This is a genomic window from Streptococcus cristatus, assembly GCF_008369405.1.
Taxonomy (GTDB): domain Bacteria; phylum Bacillota; class Bacilli; order Lactobacillales; family Streptococcaceae; genus Streptococcus; species Streptococcus cristatus_G.
Window position 1 is genome coordinate 117,306 of sequence record NZ_VSJJ01000007.1, and the last position, 15,475, is coordinate 132,780.

The window sequence follows — 15,475 nt, forward strand, 5'->3', positions numbered from 1 at the left end:
TCTTAAAGTGAGTTCACATCAACCTTGATACCAACACCTTGTGTAGTAGTGATAGTCAAGTTAGTTACATAAGTACCTTTAGCAGTAGCTGGTTTTGCTTTTTGGATGGTATCATTGAATGCTTTGAAGTTTTCAACCAATTTTTCAGCATCAAATGAAACTTTACCAATGATAGCTTGTACGTTACCTGCACGGTCTGCACGGTAAGTAATCTTACCACCTTTAGACTCTTCAACTGCTTTTGCAACGTCCATTGTTACAGTACCAGTTTTAGGGTTTGGCATCAAGTTACGAGGTCCAAGGACACGTCCAAGGCGACCTACAAGAGCCATCATGTCAGGTGTAGCGATAACTACGTCGAAGTCCAACCAACCATCGTTGATTTTAGCAACAAGGTCATCTTCACCAACGAAGTCTGCACCAGCAGCTTTTGCTTCTTCAGCTTTAGCACCACGTGCGAAAACAAGAACGCGTGAAGTTTTACCAGTACCGTGTGGCAATACCATTGCGCCACGGATTTGTTGGTCAGCTTTTTTAACGTCGATATTCAAGTTGTAAGCAACTTCTACAGTTGCGTCGAATTTTGCAAAGTTAGTTTCTTTTGCAAGTGCTACAGCTTCTTCTACGCTGTACGCTTTTGTGCTGTCGATTTTCTCAAGAGCAGCACGAAGTTGTTTGCTTTTTTTAGCCATTTTATCTTTCTCCTTGTAAGTGGTTCAATCGATTTTCATCTCCCACGTCACTCGTCAATCTGATCAAGTGTAATGCGGGCAAATGGGAATAAGTTATTGATTAGTCAACAACAGTGAATCCCATAGAACGAGCAGTACCTTCAATCATACGCATTGCAGACTCTACGTTTGCAGCGTTCAAATCTGGCATCTTAGTTTCAGCAATTTCTTGCACTTGCGCACGAGTAACTGTTGCTACTTTTGTTTTGTTTGGTGTACCTGATCCCTTTTCAACACCGGCAGCTTTCTTCAAAAGAACTGCAGCTGGTGGAGTTTTGGTTACGAAGGTAAATGATTTATCTTCATATACAGAGATAACAACTGGGATGATCATACCAGCTTGATCAGCTGTACGAGCGTTGAACTCTTTAGTGAATCCCATGATGTTGATACCGGCTTGACCAAGCGCAGGACCAACCGGTGGAGCTGGTGTAGCTTTACCAGCAGGGATTTGCAATTTTACAAGTTTTTCGACTTTTTTAGCCATTTTTAAATCCTCCTTTGTGGTTTTGGCGGTAATTAGAGATTTTTACCTCCCACAAGTATGCTTTTTGCATACTTTTCTATTATACACTAATCTTTCTAAAATGCAAGAAAAAATTCTCGTCTTTTCTCATTTTTATGGTAAAATGGTTGTATGATATTATTAAAAATTGCTTCTGTATTATTTATCTTTTTAACACTTATCTTATCGATTATCGCGGTGAAGGTCTTCAGGCTAAGAAAATTTGGCTTGAATTTTGCAGATTTGGCTTTCCCTTTTTTTGCTATAGAGTTGTATATCATTTCAGACAAAGCCTTCTACCATAGTCTTTTACCCCACCTATTATTCGTCTTGTCTGGCCTGGCTATCGCTATCACAGCCTATTTTCTCAGGAAAAAGCGGACTTTCTACTATCCCAAGTTCTTTAAATTCTTCTGGCGGGCTGGTTTTATCTTGACCTTCTTTATGTACCTAGCTATGGTCATCGCTCTCTTTTTATAAATGTAAAACACAACCCATCGGTCATAACCGATGGGTTTTCATATATGAATCTTATGACTTATTCTTCTGCTGAGAAACGAAGTCCCTCCGATTCCCTTAGTCTTATTCATGAATCTCCATAGGCAGGCCATCGGGATCAAAGAAGAAAGCCATCTTACGGCCATCAAAGTCGTCATAACGCAGCTCGGTATGGGGAATCTCCAAACGGTCAAATTCCGCTAGCGTTTCTTCAACATCTGTCACTCGGAAAGCCAGATGCCGCAATCCGGTATGCTCTGGAGCTGGCAAGGCTGGCCGCTTGGGAGCCTCTTCCTTGATGAAAATTTCCAGCGTCAGATTTCCCTTGTGGACATTAAAGAGAATGTCCTGCTTGTCGGGTCGATGGTGCTCATCCAGCATGTCAAAACCCAACTTGTCCACATAAAAGGTCTTAGTTTTGGCATAATCATGGCCAATAATCGCAATATGGTGAATGCTATCTAGTTTCATAACTTTTTCCTTTCATTCTTTAGTAGAGAAAATCTGGCGGCAAACTGCTGGCAGATTTGTTTTCATCAAATAATTATCTTGCTAGCAAACTAGTGAAAATAAAGATTAATTAGTCTGCAAAACTTTTCTCGGCTTGGTCCCCTCTGCTGGTCCGATAACACCTGCTGCTTCCAGTTCTTCCATGAGGCGAGTAGCCCGATTAAAGCCGACCGAGAGTCGCCGCTGGATCATAGACGCGCTGGCTTTCTGAGTCTCAATGACCAAGGCCTTAGCTTCCTCAAAGAGGGGATCGCCTTCATCGTCGCCTCCGCCAGACTCCATATCGTTTTTAGATACTTCGCCAGGATCAAAGCTATCGTCATAGTCAGCTTCAGCTTGGTTCTTGACAAAGGCTACGATACGCTCCACATCTTCATCTGAGATAAAGGAACCCTGCAGACGAACTGGATGGTTTTCATCAATCGGCTTAAAGAGCATGTCTCCTCGACCCAAGAGTTTTTCTGCTCCATTTTCATCTAGAATAGTCCGACTGTCTGTTCCGCTAGACACAGCAAAGGCAATCCGAGAGGGTACATTGGCCTTGATCAGACCCGAGATAACATCTACAGATGGCCGCTGGGTAGCCAGAATCATGTGAATTCCAGCCGCACGCGCTTTTTGTCCCAGACGAATAATGGCGTCTTCCACTTCCTTGCTGGCCACCATCATAAGGTCAGCCAGCTCGTCCACAATGACGACGATTAAAGGCAGGGGAACCTGCTTGTATTCTGACTGAGCATTGTACTCGGCTACTTTAGCATTGTAGCCAGCAATATTACGAGCACCAACCTTAGAGAAGAGTTCATAGCGGTTTTCCATCTCGTCTACGACCTTCTGCAGGGCGCGGCTGGCCTTGCGAGGATTGGTCACGACAGGGATGAGCAAGTGGGGAATGTCGTTATAAACAGATAGCTCCACCATCTTAGGGTCCACCATCATAAACTTAACTTCATCTGGTCTGGCCTTCATGAGAATACTAGCGATAATACCATTGACGGCCACAGATTTACCAGAGCCAGTAGAGCCCGCTACCAAGAGATGGGGCATCTTAGCCAAGTCAAAGGAGCGAACAGAGCCGTTGACAGCCTTACCAAGAGGAATTTCTAGGAGCTTGCTAGCATCCGTCTTCGACTGTTCCCAGAGTTCTCGGAAGGTCACAGTCGCAATTTCAGAGTTGGGTACTTCGATCCCGACTAGGGATTTTCCAGGAATCGGCGCTTCAATCCGTACATCCTTAGCAGCTAGAGCAAGAGCCAAGTCATCCGCCAGATTAGAGATCCGATTGACCCGAACGCCGACAGCTGGCTTAACCTCGTACTTGGTGACAGAAGGCCCGATTTCAGCCCGCTCAACAGTAACCTTAATCCCAAAGCTAGCAAATGTTTCTTCCAAAATCTTGATGTTTTCTCGGACAATCCACTTTTCTTTGGACTGATTTTTGGGTTTATCAGGCGCAAAGAGATTGATGGTCGGTAATTTATAGTCTAGACTTTCTTTGGTCGTAAAATCTACCTCTACGTCCGCCTCTGCTTCTTCTATTTCCTCGTCTCGGCCAAAATCTAGCGGCTCATGAGGATCATAGTCTCCCTCTTCAGCATAGTCCGCCTCGTCAAAGTCCATAGGCGAATAGGACAAGTCCTCGGCATCTAGAATCTCTCCCGTTTCAGGATCCACTTCAGCTCCTGCCTGCTCTACCTCAATGGCTTGCATAGCTGCCTGTGCAGCTTTCTCCTCCTGCTCAAGAAAACGAAGCTGACGTTTTTCTTCCTCTTTTTCCCTCCAGTTTTGGAAAGCCACACTAAATTTCTCAGCAAGATCATAAAGCGACCATGGACTCATGAGCAGAGCCCCTAGCAAAATCAGGAGCAGACCAATAAAATAAGAGCCGATATTTGAAAAGAGAAAAGAAATCGGAGCATAAAGAGCCGCCCCAATCAGCCCCCCACCAGCAAATGAGGTCACTTTAAAGGCCATCAAATCTGTCAAGACTCGCGTAAGCGTTGTGGATAAAACCTGCCCTTTCAAATGCAAAACATGAACAAAATAGGCTTGAAAGATTAAGCTTAGTCCTAAGAAAAAGCTGATAAAGCCCGAAATCTTCCCCTCATGTTTGTGCAGCCACTTAAAGAAAAAGAGATAAAACAAGGCAGCTAGAATCGCCACATAAGCCAGACTCCCTACCAAAACCCGAATTAAATTATAAATGGTGACTCCAAAAGCCCCCAGCTTCAAAGCAGCAAACAACAAAGCAATAGCCAAAACAAAGGTGATTATCATCCGTCGAATCGCTTTCTGTCTTTCTAATTCCGCTTTTGTCGGCCGTCTCGTAGTCCGACCATTTTTTGTATTTTTCTTATTTGCCATAACTTTCATTATACCATATTTTAAGATCTTCTAAAGAGAAAACTAGCTGCCTTTTGCAACTAGTTTCTGCTTTATTCTTCTGGCAAAATTAACCAGAAAATGAGGTAGGGAAGAAGTCCAATCCCATAAGCAAAAAAGGAAACTCCCCAGAAGACACGGATGATAACCGGATCTATATTAAAATACCGAGCTAGGCCTGAGCAAACTCCCGCAATGATTTTATCGTCAGCACTTCTTGTTAAACGTCTTGCCATAATCAAGCCCCCTTCAAACGAACGACAAATTTTTATCAAACGAAACCAATGATTCTTATCTTATTTTACCATAATTTTTCCTCAAATAATTGTCGGAACTTCACTATCGTCTTCAAAATTTCCGATCCTTTCTTCAATCGAGAAAAGTTTCTGGATACACCCTAGTATACAACGCGAGAACGGACCAAGCAAGAGAAAGTTAAGGGAAACCGCCATTACAAAATTTGTTCCCCAAGCTCCCAAATAACGTTCCACTAACAAGGATGCACCCCAATCTTTTGCCAGCGCTTGTGATAGTCTTTCAAAAAACGAACGGCCAGTTCTTTGACCAATAGCTCTACTAAAAAAGCCGTTATAAAACCAGATGAACAACATAGCTTCCTTCAAATCTCTAGGCATAAACGTTCCATTTCTGATGTATCACTTTCAATCTATCATAAATATTTTTTTCTCGTATGCAGAAATTTCAAGAAAATGTTTTTATAGCTCAGATTGGTAATCTTTAGCTATTTTTGCTAGACTATTTAGAAGAAAACAGCGGAAAGGAGAATAGTATGCGAGCAGGCGTGATTATCTACAATCCTTTCTTGGATAAGGTTTTGCTGATTCACCGCTGGAAGAATGGACAAGAGTATTTCGTGATTCCAGGTGGGACTATCGAACTGGGAGAAGGACCTCTAGCAGCCGCCTTACGGGAAATAAAAGAAGAAGTCAATCTTAGTTTTTCTGCTGACCAGCTACACACAGCTTTTTCCCTGAACAATCAGGGCAAGGAGGAGCATTATTTTTACGCTGAACTATGTACGGTCGAGACTCCACTCATACAAGGCGAGGAGGCACAGCGCAGCAGTCCCCAAAATATTTACCAGCCCAAATGGCTTAGCTTGCAGGATATTTACAGCCACAATCTGCGCCCAGAAAGCCTCAAATCCCTGCTCTTGGAATTTCTGACGCAGGAAAGTTTGAAAAACTAAAGCACTTATAGTAAAATAGCAATAGTTCATAAACTTATGCTCAGAAAGGTTCCTTATGAAAAAAATCATTCTTTTTAGTCTTTTATCCGCACTTGTTCTAGCAGGCTGCTCCGCTAAAGAAGATGCTACTACCAAGTCCTCCAGTGCTCCTAAGCAGTCTTCTGCTACCGATACCAGCTCTGAGACAGCTGAAATTCAGAAGCTCCGTGAGCAATACAAGGATGCCATGACCAATGAGAATGCCAACTTCCCACAACTATCTACAGAAGTTGCTGAAGATGAGGCTGAAGTCAAGATTATCACAACACAAGGAGACATTCGCCTCAAGCTGTTTCCTAAATACGCTCCTTTAGCTGTCGAAAATTTTCTGACACATGCAAAAGAAGGCTATTATGACGGTGTGATTTTCCACCGCGTTATCAATGATTTCATGATTCAGACAGGAGATCCTAAAGGAAATGGCACGGGCGGCGAATCCATCTGGAAAGGCAAAAATAAGTCTATCGACTCAGGAAATGGCTTCAAGAATGAATATTCCCCTTACCTCTACAACTTGCGCGGTGCATTAGCCATGGCCAATGCTGGAAAAGACACCAACGGCAGTCAATTTTTCATCAACCAAAGCAAGAAAGACTTATCCAAACAATTACCGACCGACACCTTCCCAGCTAAAATCATTGAAGCTTACAAAAACGGCGGAAATCCAAGTCTTGACGGCGGTTATACTGTCTTTGGTCAAGTCATTGAAGGCATGGACGTAGTAGATAAAATCGCTGCCACAGAAACTGGCGATAAAGACAAGCCCAAAACAGATATTAAAATCGAAAAGATTGAAATTATAAAAGAATAGAACCAGAGTCAAGTAAAGCTTTGGTCATCTTATGAGTTATGCCTTAATAGCAACAAAACAAACAACCAGTCCCCAAAAACGAGGACTGGTTTTACTATGCATTTTTCTAATTATCCAGCAGCTCAACTCCACTTTTAAAGTGAAGTATATAGCTTCTAACTTTTGAGAATAAAGTAGATGCTGAGTCTGCAATTAGATTTTACTGGACATAATTACCACCTGTAAAATGATAATACTCTTCCAGTGTGAGACCAGATTCGGAAATTTCCTTGGCCTCTTTTCCTACATAGCGTAGATGCCAACTTTCAGGCACATAGCCAGTAGAAGCCTCCTTGCCAACAGGATAGCGTACTACAAAACCATATTTATAGGCATTGTCCAAGAGCCACTGACTAGCCCCAGCTTCTTCAACCAGATTGCCGCTACTATCAATTAAATCAAACGCTAAACCAGTTTGGTGCTCGCTGTAGCCCGGTCTTGCCGAATAACGATCAGCCGCAGCTTGTCCATCTCGATTCACATAACTTTGATAAAGGCCGACCTGAGTTTGATAGCTACGAAAGCCGCTATATTGGTTGCTGATAGGATAACCTTTGGACTGCATATCTGCGATTAACTTAAGTAGTTCTGCTTTAGCAGTCGGATCCTCACCTGGATTGTAATCAGCTGATAATGGATAGTGTTTATTGGCGATGACTATTTCGTCATATTTCCCTTGAACGCTATAATAGCTTCCGTTGTAAGAAACATTTTTATCGACAGTTACGTCCTGCTTTTGCTCCTTCTTAGACTCCGCACTATCCGATTCACTCCTTGTATCTTGGCTAGATGACCGGTCTTTTTCAGCCTCCTTTTTTTCAACAGATACCTTTGAGCTACTTGCCTGCTTGTTTGTACTACTTTCAGTCTTGTCTTTGGCTGCTGAGCAAGCACTTAAAACCAAGACTGCCATTGCTAGAAAAATAAGTTTATTATATTTCATTGTATTCCACTAACTTTCTGAAACTTCAATATTATAGATTGCAAAGGAATTTCCGGTCGGCTTCAAATAGTAAGTTTTATTTTTTCGATTGACACTATTTGGAGTACTATCAATATAGTGAACTGTATAGTCTTCATAAGTCGTCACAATATAGGAGCCGTTCTCCTCTCTCACTTCACGGATATCCAAAGCTCCTGGATCGTAATAATCAATTTTCGCCTTCTTGACACCGCCACCTGTAGTCCACTCAACCATCTCTTTGTATGCTGGACTAGAAGTATCATAATATTGAGCATAATAATTAGAACGATTAGAGACCGATCTGAAAACAGCCGTGCGATATTCGCTAAGAAAATTAGTGATTTTTGCCTTGTTAGCTTCTAGCTTTTTAGTTTCTTCATCCTTTTCTTTGATCTTATCTGTCACTTCTTTTGGTAAAGATAATACAAGATCAAGCGTGTCTCCTTTGACAACAATACTTTCCTTGTTGGTTACAAAAGTGCTACCAGCAACAACAAACTTAGCATAAACTTCCAGTTCTTGATGTGGTACAACTTGAATATCTGTTTCCAAACTACTACCAATTTCCTTGCCATTTACAACAATTTTAAGGTCCGTTGCATTTGAAGCTTCTGCTGGCATAGTAATCTTCAATCGTTTCTTTTCAGACTTAAGATCCAATTTAATTTCATTATTCTTAGCAGTTGCTAAATCAAGCTGTATCTTACTCTCAATTTCCCCAACTTCCGTCTTACCTTTAAGGGTGAATTCCTGCTTGATAAAATGATATTTGCCAATATTCGTTTCAGCATTCTTACTCAAAGGAAGGCTTTTCTTATCTCCTGCTTTGATGCTCGCATTGTCTAAGTTCGTGTTAACCTTCACCTCTACTGGATAAGCCACTATTTGATATTCCTGGAAAATTCCAAATTTCTTGCTCTTTTCAGTCACACCTAAAAGTTTATTCTGATTGTCATCAATATAAGCTGATTTTCCCTTTGATTTAGCAATATTATCCAACTCGGTCTCAATATTGATTTCTTGACTTTCTAAGTGTTCGACTAAAGCCCTCGCGTCTGCGCGTGTCCACCTATCTGAATTCGTAGAGAGAAGGTTTGCAATTCCATCATAATCCTTTTTAGTAACTGCTTTTGCGAAATCATCCGTAACAACTTTAACACCTGTCACGGAGCTCAGATATAGAAAGGCTGCCACCAAAACAGAAAGCAAAATAAGAGGAAAAGCAATCAGCATGATTTTCTTCTTTGACATTCTTTTTTCTGCTTTTTTATTGCTTTCTGTGACAATTCCGAATCCAATAATTCAGATCGGATAGGCAGATTAAGAAAACCTTGATTTCGTGCTTCTAAAAATTCATCTTTAGTCGGCTTTCTGCCAATATTCGTCTCGAAAGCTTGCAACCAATTTTCCCGTTGCTCTTGGTATTGATCAGGCTCTGAAATCTCTTGCTTTTCTTCTTTAGGAGAATCCACAGCAGATTCTTCTTTGAAAAACTCTAGGGCTGGCTCCTCTTGCCCCAAATTTTGTTCCTGGTTCATCGAGCTTTGCTTCTCTTCAGCTACACCATCGTTACTCTGGCCTGCTGGAGCCGCAATAGAAATAATCTTTCTGGGATCAAAATCAGAACGTTTTCCTTCTAAAAATTCATCTGCGGTTGGCTTTCTACCAATAACCTGCTCAAAAAGGTCAACCCACTTTTCTTTCGTTGTCATAAATCACCTCCTAAAACCTTACATCATCATAAGACTCATCAGCAATGAGAAAGCGATGAAAGTAAAGATAAATGTAATCACACCATTGACAACAATTGCCAGTAAATATTTATAAAAAGGATCCATTGACGTGCTAGATTTTGAATAAATCAAAGCAAAGGTTGCTCCGACCCCAATTAACACCAAGGCAAGCCATGCTAGAAAGAGTGATACAGACATAATGCCTAGCAAACTAAATAAAGCAGAAAGAGCTACAAAAGGAAGTACAATAGCATAGAGTCGGCCATACCAATCAAATGCCTTATTAAAGCTAAAGCTTCCATCCTTATAAACCATGCGTTTTACAGCAAAACCTCCTAAAATAATGGAGAAAAGAACGAGGGCTGCCGCTATCAGTGAGACCAAGAAAAGTCTAAAATCAAAAGTCGGACCACTGTAGAAGCCAAAACTGACCGAATGAATAATATTATAAAAGTTATAATTCACCACAATAGCTGCAAAGAAAACAGTCAAGCCTAGAGAAAGATAGCCATTTAATTTACTACTTTCAACTTCTGAAGTAGGCGACTTCCAAGCAGAAACAAGCCAAGCCCAGAAGCCTTTCATTATTTAAGAAAATTCACTTGGTTGCACAGGCTGTTGCTGACTATAGTAGGCCTGTGGACCTTGCTGGAAATTCTGCGCATTGAACTGGCCTTGCGGATTATTTTGATAAGCTTGCTGATTGAAGCCTTGCGGACCAGAAGATTGAGGCTGAGCAATAAACTGGTTAGGTTGCCCACCATTTGGCTGTTGATAAGGATATCCCTGTTGAGCAAATGATTGTGCTTGATTAGCAAATTGATTTAGGTTTTGCTGTTGCTGAGGAAGCTCTTGATATTGCTGTCCAGTTGTCTGAGTGAACAATGCTTGCCCATTCTGTTCCTGAAAATTATTTTGCGGCTGAGAATAATATTCACCGTTTGAAGCTCCTCCTTGTACTGGAACAGAGTCTGATATGATTGAGCCAGTTTCACTTCCAACTTGGTTCGTACTTGTCACCTCAGGTTCAATAAATTCACCAGCTAGCAAAGCTTGAGCAATTTCTGTATCCGTTGCTGAACGACCATTCACAGCTTCAAAATATTCGAGCCAATCTTGCTTTAACATATAAAAATCTCCCATCAATAAATGATTATCCTCATATTAGTATACAAAAAATCAGGTAAAAATTCAATCAAGGCAATAGGCACGCATAAACACCAAAAAATATGAAGTAAGCCAAATACTTTAATCAAAAAGCAAAAGGACCACATCCTATATGGATACTATCTAATTTACGAAAACTTATAAATTATAGAGACATTATAGAAAAGCAAAAAACCAGAACCCATAAAATATAAAAAACAACAGCATATAGCCGTTGTCTTTTATGAATTAGCATATCGGGAAGACAGGATTCGAACCTGCGACACCTTGGTCCCAAACCAAGTACTCTACCAAGCTGAGCTANTCAATCACTGCGTCTTGCTCAACAATCCAAAGACAATTAAGAGGCTAGGACTTTTGTCCCAGCCTCCTTCATATTTCATTAGTTTGGATAGATGTATGTTACGTATCCTTGTGCATTTGTTGGGTCAAACCATCCACGGTGATTACCGATTGATTGGTTACCAGCATAGTTTGCTTCTGATACTTGAATGTTGTTAGCAGATTGCACTGCTGTTACAACTGCAACGTGTCCGTAGCCACCGTCGTTCCAACATGCGATCGCTCCAACTTGTGGTTGTGATCCTGTACGGAAGCCTGCTGCTGCTGCACTAGCTGCCCATTGCCCACCATTACCCCAGTAGTCGCCAGCCCATGGTGCCAAAGTCTTAGCACCCCAAGTACATTGACCTACAGGATAAGTTGATGCTGAAAGGCTATATGATGGAGTTGCGACAACTCCTGATGTGGCAACTGCTGCTTCTGCTGCAGGGGTTCCACCTGTATTATTTACAGCTTGAACTTGTGCTGCGAAGCTTGTATTTCCTGAAGCAAGGATCGCTTGTTGTTGCGCTTGTTGCTGATTCTTATATGCTGCTTCTGCCGCTGCTGCCTCAGCCGCCGCTTTTTCAGCTGCTGCTTTTTGTTCTAAGAGACTATTTTTCTCATTTTCAGCAGTTGCTTTTTCAGCTTCAAGGTTCAGTTGAGCAACCTTGAGTTCAGCCTGCTTAGTTGTCAACGTTTGAGCATCGTCTGCAAGTTTTTGTTGGTTTGCAATGACTGTATTGATAGCTTCATTGTTAGCAACTTGTTTTTCAGCAATCTTTTCTTTATCTTCTTTTTGTTGTTCCAGCATTTTGTTGTTAGCCGAAACGATTTCGCTCATCGCTGCTACACGAGAGATAGCTTCAGTGATGGAAGCAGAGTTGATGATTGTGTTGATATAGCTTGTTGCCGTACCATTTGTTTGAGCACTACGTGCTTGATTTGCAAGAGACTCATTACGAGCAACAATATTCTTTGATAACTCTTCAATTTCAGCAGTAAGTTTCGCAGATTCAGCATTCAATTTTTCATTTTCTGCTTGAAGCTCTTCTTGTTGATTTTGAATAGCTGAAACTTGTTTTTGAATTTCATCAACTTGTGCTTGTGCCGCTTTTTGTTGATTTGTTAAACTGTCAATTTTACTATTTTGAGCTGCAATTTTATCATCTGTACTATCAGCCTTAACACTCACTAGCGCAGCACCTTGAGAAAGGATCACTGCACTCAATAAAACTGATGTAAGTAGCTTTTTCTTCATAAAAATATTAACACTCCTTCTTACTAAGACATTATATAGTATATCAAAAAAATTCTGGCTATATATTACGCATTCGTTACATTTCTATTTCTAATTCATCATAAATAGACTTTTTCAAACAAAGGCTGTAACAATAGGAAAAGAAAGGCATTAAATACTAAAGTTGGCACCAAAGCATAGATGATAAAATCAGGAAATGTAAAGCTCGCTAGGTGTAAGAATGATGCAGAAACAAAGCTGATCATTTCAAAAAAGAAGACAATCGTAATGATGGCCAAAACACGTGTCCAGCGATTTAGCAAAAATACAGAAAGAAAATGATAGATGGCAACTGTCAGTAGAGGCAAGATAAAGGTGAAAAGCCCAATCACATGTAGATAATAAACATCGTAAAAAAGGCCTAGAGTAAAGAAGAGGAAAAAAATATATTCCTTTGAAAAGTTTAAAAACAAGAAAACCGTAAAAAACAATAAAATATGACTTGCCGGATGCCACTTCTCAGCAAAAAGATCTACAAGACCTCTTGATAATTGACCATCAATGAAGAAGATCAGAAATAGAAACAAAGCTGTAAAAAAAGTTCCTCTTAGAATTTTCATACTAATTTCTCACCAACAGAACCGCTTGAATATCAGACAAATCCGCAGCAGGCTTCACCAAAACTTCCTTGTTTAATTGGTCCTTACCAGCTGATATTGATAAAACATGACCAACCAAGACATTCTCGGCATTATAAGTGCCTAGACCACTTGTCGTAACAGTTGCTCCTTCTTCAATTCCATCCACTGTATTTAACTGGCTGACGATAAAAGCTGACTTTTCAGTGTCAAAACCAACAATGATGCCATAGGCAAAGCCAGTCTTTGTCTGAATTTTAATGGCAATAGAACTATCATTCTTTTCATTTGTAAGCAGACTAACAATACTTGAAGATTCAGAGACACTAGTAACCGCTCCGATCAAACCACCATTAGAAATAGCCAACATGGAGGTTGTCACATCGCTTGACTGTCCCTTATCAAGAGTTAATTCATTCTTCCAAGTAGATGGAGAGCGAGAGATAACTTCTGCAGTAATCTTGACAGCACTTTGATCATTATTACGTAACTCTAAGAGAGAACGCAACTGCTCATTTTCCAATTTCAGGGCATCAGAAACATTTGCTTTCTCTTCAAGATTGTAAATCGTTCCTTTTAACATCTCATTTTCTTGGTAGGTATCTATTAAATGAACTACCTTTTTCTTCTCGTTAGCTATAAAATTAAAAGGAATAGCCACCACCCGATCAACACTGGACAAAAAATCACCAGTTACAGAAACGACCCATGATGAAAGAGGAGAAAGTATCAAGCTCACCATGACAATTCCCAATAGCAAAATAGAAATCAAAAATTTAGACATCTTTAATTTATTCATTCCAATCTCCGAAATCAGCAAATCCCTAAAAAAACTGATTATCTAAGTCTAGATCTAATCAGATCAACACAGAAAAACGAGTTTAAACAAACAATAAGAAACAATTTTAGAAAATAAAAACATAATAAAACAAGAAAAGGAGATAGCAGATGCTAAACTCCCTTATTTACGGAGAATGGGGGATTCGAACCCCCGCGCCGGTTACCCGACCTAACGATTTAGCAAACCGTCCTCTTCAGCCTCTTGAGTAATTCTCCACTATTTAATGGGCACGAGTGGACTCGAACCACCGACCTCACGCTTATCAGGCGTGCGCTCTAACCACCTGAGCTACGCGCCCAAGTTATAAAAACTTGGTATGAACTTCTGTTCAAAGCGGGTGACGAGAATCGAACTCGCGACAACAGCTTGGAAGGCTGTAGTTTTACCACTAAACTACACCCGCATCATAGATAATGGTATGGCGCGAGACGGAATCGAACCGCCGACACATGGAGCTTCAATCCATTGCTCTACCAACTGAGCTACCGAGCCAAATTGCGGGAGCAGGATTTGAACCTACGACCTTCGGGTTATGAGCCCGACGAGCTACCTAGCTGCTCCATCCCGCGATATTCTAATCTAAGGAGGATGTGGGATTCGAACCCACGCACGCTTTTACACGCCTGACGGTTTTCAAGACCGTTCCCTTCAGCCGGACTTGGGTAATCCTCCAAGATATTTAATATGGACCTTGTAGGACTTGAACCTACGACCACTCGGTTATGAGCCGAGAGCTCTAACCAGCTGAGCTAAAGGTCCAACAAGATCATTATAGCGGCGAAGGGGATCGAACCCCCGACCTCCCGGGTATGAACCGGACGCTCTAGCCAGCTGAGCTACACCGCCAAATATCGGGAAGACAGGATTCGAACCTGCGACACCTTGGTCCCAAACCAAGTACTCTACCAAGCTGAGCTACTTCCCGATCATAAGTAAAAACGGAGTCATATGACCTCGTTTCCCTTCATGCACCCTAGAGGAGTCGAACCTCTAACCGCCTGATTCGTAGTCAGGTACTCTATCCAGTTGAGCTAAGGGTGCTCTATATCACGATAATCAATTATAACAAAAACACATAAAAAAGTCAAAACTTTCTTATGCACCCTAGAGGAGTCGAACCTCTAACCGCCTGATTCGTAGTCAGGTACTCTATCCAGTTGAGCTAAGGGTGCCCTGTCGCATATCCGCTATGCCGAGGACCGGAATCGAACCGGTACGATCGTTACNCCTGTCGCATATCCGCTATGCCGAGGACCGGAATCGAACCGGTACGATCGTTACCAATCGCAGGATTTTAAGTCCTGTGCGTCTGCCAGTTCCGCCACCCCGGCCTCAAAGCGAACGACGGGATTCGAACCCGCGACCCCCACCTTGGCAAGGTGGTGTTCTACCACTGAACTACGTTCGCATCTCTATCCAAAAAAATGCCGGCTACATGACTTGAACACGCGACCCTCTGATTACAAATCAGATGCTCTACCAACTGAGCTAAGCCGGCTCATTTATATTTCTATGCGGGTTAAGGGACTTGAACCCCCACGCCCTAAAGCGCCAGATCCTAAATCTGGTGCGTCTGCCAATTCCGCCAAACCCGCGCTTATGACCCGTACTGGGCTCGAACCAGTGACCCTTTGATTAAAAGTCAAATGCTCTACCAACTGAGCTAACGAGTCTTTCTTCTTGAAACTGTCTAACAATTCCAACGGTCCCGACGGGAATCGAACCCGCGATCTTCGCCGTGACAGGGCGACGTGATAACCGCTACACTACGGGACCTATATGGGAGTTAACGGGATCGAACCGCTGACCCTCTGCTTGTAAGGCAGATGCTCTCCCAGCTGAGCTA

The 15,475-nt window shown here is 41.7% G+C and carries 13 protein-coding genes, 19 tRNA genes and 2 pseudogenes; 3 read left to right on the forward strand and 31 right to left on the reverse strand.

The window, feature by feature from the left end; all coding sequences use genetic code 11:
• Window positions 1–2: 2 nt before the first annotated feature.
• Together rplA and rplK are read right to left on the reverse strand one after the other, a co-directional pair.
• Window positions 3–692: a 50S ribosomal protein L1 gene (rplA, locus tag FXF62_RS07425; protein WP_149518263.1), complete on the reverse strand. Its 690-nt coding sequence runs from the start codon at window positions 690–692 to the stop codon at window positions 3–5.
• A 100-nt stretch (window positions 693–792) separates the two neighbouring features.
• Window positions 793–1,218, reverse strand: coding sequence for a 50S ribosomal protein L11 (rplK, locus tag FXF62_RS07430; RefSeq protein WP_001085809.1), 426 nt, complete (start codon window positions 1,216–1,218; stop codon window positions 793–795).
• Between the two features lie 150 nt (window positions 1,219–1,368).
• Here rplK and FXF62_RS07435 point away from each other — a divergent pair, with 150 nt between their 5' ends.
• Window positions 1,369–1,716: a DUF3397 domain-containing protein gene (locus FXF62_RS07435; protein ID WP_149518264.1), complete on the forward strand. Its 348-nt coding sequence runs from the start codon at window positions 1,369–1,371 to the stop codon at window positions 1,714–1,716.
• 102 nt (window positions 1,717–1,818) lie between these two features.
• Here the strand turns inward: FXF62_RS07435 and gloA2 are convergent, their stop codons facing one another.
• The 4 genes from gloA2 to FXF62_RS10900 all read right to left on the reverse strand — a co-directional run bounded on the left by gloA2 (window position 1,819) and on the right by FXF62_RS10900 (window position 5,261).
• The gene (gloA2, locus tag FXF62_RS07440) at window positions 1,819–2,205 is read right to left on the reverse strand and encodes an SMU1112c/YaeR family gloxylase I-like metalloprotein (RefSeq protein ID WP_149518265.1); all 387 of its coding nucleotides are present in this window, start codon (window positions 2,203–2,205) and stop codon (window positions 1,819–1,821) included.
• A gap of 105 nt (window positions 2,206–2,310) precedes the next feature.
• Window positions 2,311–4,608, reverse strand: a complete 2,298-nt coding sequence (locus FXF62_RS07445) for a DNA translocase FtsK (RefSeq protein ID WP_149518266.1) — start codon at window positions 4,606–4,608, stop codon at window positions 2,311–2,313.
• A gap of 71 nt (window positions 4,609–4,679) precedes the next feature.
• On the reverse strand, window positions 4,680–4,862 hold the full coding sequence (locus FXF62_RS07450; RefSeq protein WP_015605239.1) for a PspC domain-containing protein: 183 nt from the start codon (window positions 4,860–4,862) through the stop codon (window positions 4,680–4,682).
• An 81-nt stretch (window positions 4,863–4,943) separates the two neighbouring features.
• Window positions 4,944–5,261, reverse strand: coding sequence for a hypothetical protein (locus tag FXF62_RS10900; RefSeq protein WP_262881611.1), 318 nt, complete (start codon window positions 5,259–5,261; stop codon window positions 4,944–4,946).
• 155 nt (window positions 5,262–5,416) lie between these two features.
• Here FXF62_RS10900 and FXF62_RS07460 point away from each other — a divergent pair, with 155 nt between their 5' ends.
• Together FXF62_RS07460 and FXF62_RS07465 are read left to right on the forward strand one after the other, a co-directional pair.
• On the forward strand, window positions 5,417–5,836 hold the full coding sequence (locus FXF62_RS07460; protein ID WP_149518267.1) for an NUDIX hydrolase: 420 nt from the start codon (window positions 5,417–5,419) through the stop codon (window positions 5,834–5,836).
• Window positions 5,837–5,891: 55 nt separating this feature from the next.
• Window positions 5,892–6,686: a peptidylprolyl isomerase gene (locus tag FXF62_RS07465; RefSeq protein ID WP_149518268.1), complete on the forward strand. Its 795-nt coding sequence runs from the start codon at window positions 5,892–5,894 to the stop codon at window positions 6,684–6,686.
• 199 nt (window positions 6,687–6,885) lie between these two features.
• Here the strand turns inward: FXF62_RS07465 and ldcB are convergent, their stop codons facing one another.
• The 25 genes and pseudogenes from ldcB to FXF62_RS07590 form a co-directional block, all read right to left on the reverse strand.
• Entirely contained in the window at window positions 6,886–7,668 is a 783-nt protein-coding gene (ldcB, locus tag FXF62_RS07470) for an LD-carboxypeptidase LdcB/DacB (protein ID WP_015605243.1), read from the reverse strand.
• 9 nt (window positions 7,669–7,677) lie between these two features.
• Window positions 7,678–9,401 (reverse strand): annotated as a pseudogene (locus tag FXF62_RS07475) (TcaA second domain-containing protein).
• Window positions 9,402–9,419: 18 nt separating this feature from the next.
• A pseudogene (locus tag FXF62_RS07480) lies at window positions 9,420–10,550 on the reverse strand (DUF6574 domain-containing protein).
• Window positions 10,551–10,832: 282 nt separating this feature from the next.
• Window positions 10,833–10,891 (reverse strand) — tRNA-Pro (locus FXF62_RS07485).
• Window positions 10,892–10,971: 80 nt separating this feature from the next.
• Complete coding sequence (gene pcsB, locus FXF62_RS07490) at window positions 10,972–12,171, reverse strand: peptidoglycan hydrolase PcsB (protein WP_149518269.1); 1,200 nt, start codon at window positions 12,169–12,171, stop codon at window positions 10,972–10,974.
• Between the two features lie 98 nt (window positions 12,172–12,269).
• Window positions 12,270–12,770 carry a rod shape-determining protein MreD gene (mreD, locus tag FXF62_RS07495; protein ID WP_149518270.1) on the reverse strand — a complete coding sequence of 167 codons (501 nt, stop codon included), beginning with the start codon at window positions 12,768–12,770 and terminating at the stop codon, window positions 12,270–12,272.
• Between the two features lies 1 nt (window position 12,771).
• Complete coding sequence (gene mreC / locus FXF62_RS07500) at window positions 12,772–13,587, reverse strand: rod shape-determining protein MreC (RefSeq protein WP_149518271.1); 816 nt, start codon at window positions 13,585–13,587, stop codon at window positions 12,772–12,774.
• A gap of 169 nt (window positions 13,588–13,756) precedes the next feature.
• Window positions 13,757–13,844, reverse strand: a tRNA-Ser gene (locus FXF62_RS07505).
• Between the two features lie 9 nt (window positions 13,845–13,853).
• Window positions 13,854–13,927, reverse strand: a tRNA-Ile gene (locus FXF62_RS07510).
• A 34-nt stretch (window positions 13,928–13,961) separates the two neighbouring features.
• A tRNA-Gly gene (locus FXF62_RS07515) sits at window positions 13,962–14,032 on the reverse strand.
• 16 nt (window positions 14,033–14,048) lie between these two features.
• Window positions 14,049–14,121 (reverse strand) — tRNA-Phe (locus tag FXF62_RS07520).
• A gap of 3 nt (window positions 14,122–14,124) precedes the next feature.
• Window positions 14,125–14,198: transfer RNA gene (locus FXF62_RS07525), tRNA-Met, on the reverse strand.
• A 13-nt stretch (window positions 14,199–14,211) separates the two neighbouring features.
• Window positions 14,212–14,301 (reverse strand) — tRNA-Ser (locus tag FXF62_RS07530).
• A gap of 13 nt (window positions 14,302–14,314) precedes the next feature.
• Window positions 14,315–14,388, reverse strand: a tRNA-Ile gene (locus tag FXF62_RS07535).
• A 13-nt stretch (window positions 14,389–14,401) separates the two neighbouring features.
• Window positions 14,402–14,475, reverse strand: a tRNA-Met gene (locus FXF62_RS07540).
• A gap of 5 nt (window positions 14,476–14,480) precedes the next feature.
• Window positions 14,481–14,554: transfer RNA gene (locus FXF62_RS07545), tRNA-Pro, on the reverse strand.
• A gap of 42 nt (window positions 14,555–14,596) precedes the next feature.
• Window positions 14,597–14,670: transfer RNA gene (locus tag FXF62_RS07550), tRNA-Arg, on the reverse strand.
• 57 nt (window positions 14,671–14,727) lie between these two features.
• Window positions 14,728–14,801, reverse strand: a tRNA-Arg gene (locus tag FXF62_RS07555).
• Between the two features lie 73 nt (window positions 14,802–14,874).
• Window positions 14,875–14,960: transfer RNA gene (locus tag FXF62_RS07560), tRNA-Leu, on the reverse strand.
• Between the two features lie 5 nt (window positions 14,961–14,965).
• A tRNA-Gly gene (locus FXF62_RS07565) sits at window positions 14,966–15,037 on the reverse strand.
• A 17-nt stretch (window positions 15,038–15,054) separates the two neighbouring features.
• A tRNA-Thr gene (locus FXF62_RS07570) sits at window positions 15,055–15,127 on the reverse strand.
• A 15-nt stretch (window positions 15,128–15,142) separates the two neighbouring features.
• Window positions 15,143–15,224: transfer RNA gene (locus FXF62_RS07575), tRNA-Leu, on the reverse strand.
• 5 nt (window positions 15,225–15,229) lie between these two features.
• Window positions 15,230–15,302 (reverse strand) — tRNA-Lys (locus FXF62_RS07580).
• Between the two features lie 30 nt (window positions 15,303–15,332).
• Window positions 15,333–15,405 (reverse strand) — tRNA-Asp (locus FXF62_RS07585).
• Between the two features lie 11 nt (window positions 15,406–15,416).
• Window positions 15,417–15,474: transfer RNA gene (locus FXF62_RS07590), tRNA-Val, on the reverse strand.
• Between the last annotated feature and the right edge of the window lies 1 nt (window position 15,475).

Coding starts and splice junctions, on each gene's coding strand:
- FXF62_RS07460 (WP_149518267.1), top strand. CDS start 5,417: ATGCGAGCAGGCGTGATTATCTACAATCCTTTCTTGGATAAGGTTTTG.
- FXF62_RS10900 (WP_262881611.1), bottom strand. CDS start 5,261: ATGCCTAGAGATTTGAAGGAAGCTATGTTGTTCATCTGGTTTTATAAC.
- FXF62_RS07445 (WP_149518266.1), bottom strand. CDS start 4,608: ATGGCAAATAAGAAAAATACAAAAAATGGTCGGACTACGAGACGGCCG.
- gloA2 (WP_149518265.1), bottom strand. CDS start 2,205: ATGAAACTAGATAGCATTCACCATATTGCGATTATTGGCCATGATTAT.
- FXF62_RS07465 (WP_149518268.1), top strand. CDS start 5,892: ATGAAAAAAATCATTCTTTTTAGTCTTTTATCCGCACTTGTTCTAGCA.
- rplA (WP_149518263.1), bottom strand. CDS start 692: ATGGCTAAAAAAAGCAAACAACTTCGTGCTGCTCTTGAGAAAATCGAC.
- FXF62_RS07450 (WP_015605239.1), bottom strand. CDS start 4,862: ATGGCAAGACGTTTAACAAGAAGTGCTGACGATAAAATCATTGCGGGA.
- ldcB (WP_015605243.1), bottom strand. CDS start 7,668: ATGAAATATAATAAACTTATTTTTCTAGCAATGGCAGTCTTGGTTTTA.
- mreD (WP_149518270.1), bottom strand. CDS start 12,770: ATGAAAATTCTAAGAGGAACTTTTTTTACAGCTTTGTTTCTATTTCTG.
- pcsB (WP_149518269.1), bottom strand. CDS start 12,171: ATGAAGAAAAAGCTACTTACATCAGTTTTATTGAGTGCAGTGATCCTT.
- rplK (WP_001085809.1), bottom strand. CDS start 1,218: ATGGCTAAAAAAGTCGAAAAACTTGTAAAATTGCAAATCCCTGCTGGT.
- FXF62_RS07435 (WP_149518264.1), top strand. CDS start 1,369: ATGATATTATTAAAAATTGCTTCTGTATTATTTATCTTTTTAACACTT.
- mreC (WP_149518271.1), bottom strand. CDS start 13,587: ATGAATAAATTAAAGATGTCTAAATTTTTGATTTCTATTTTGCTATTG.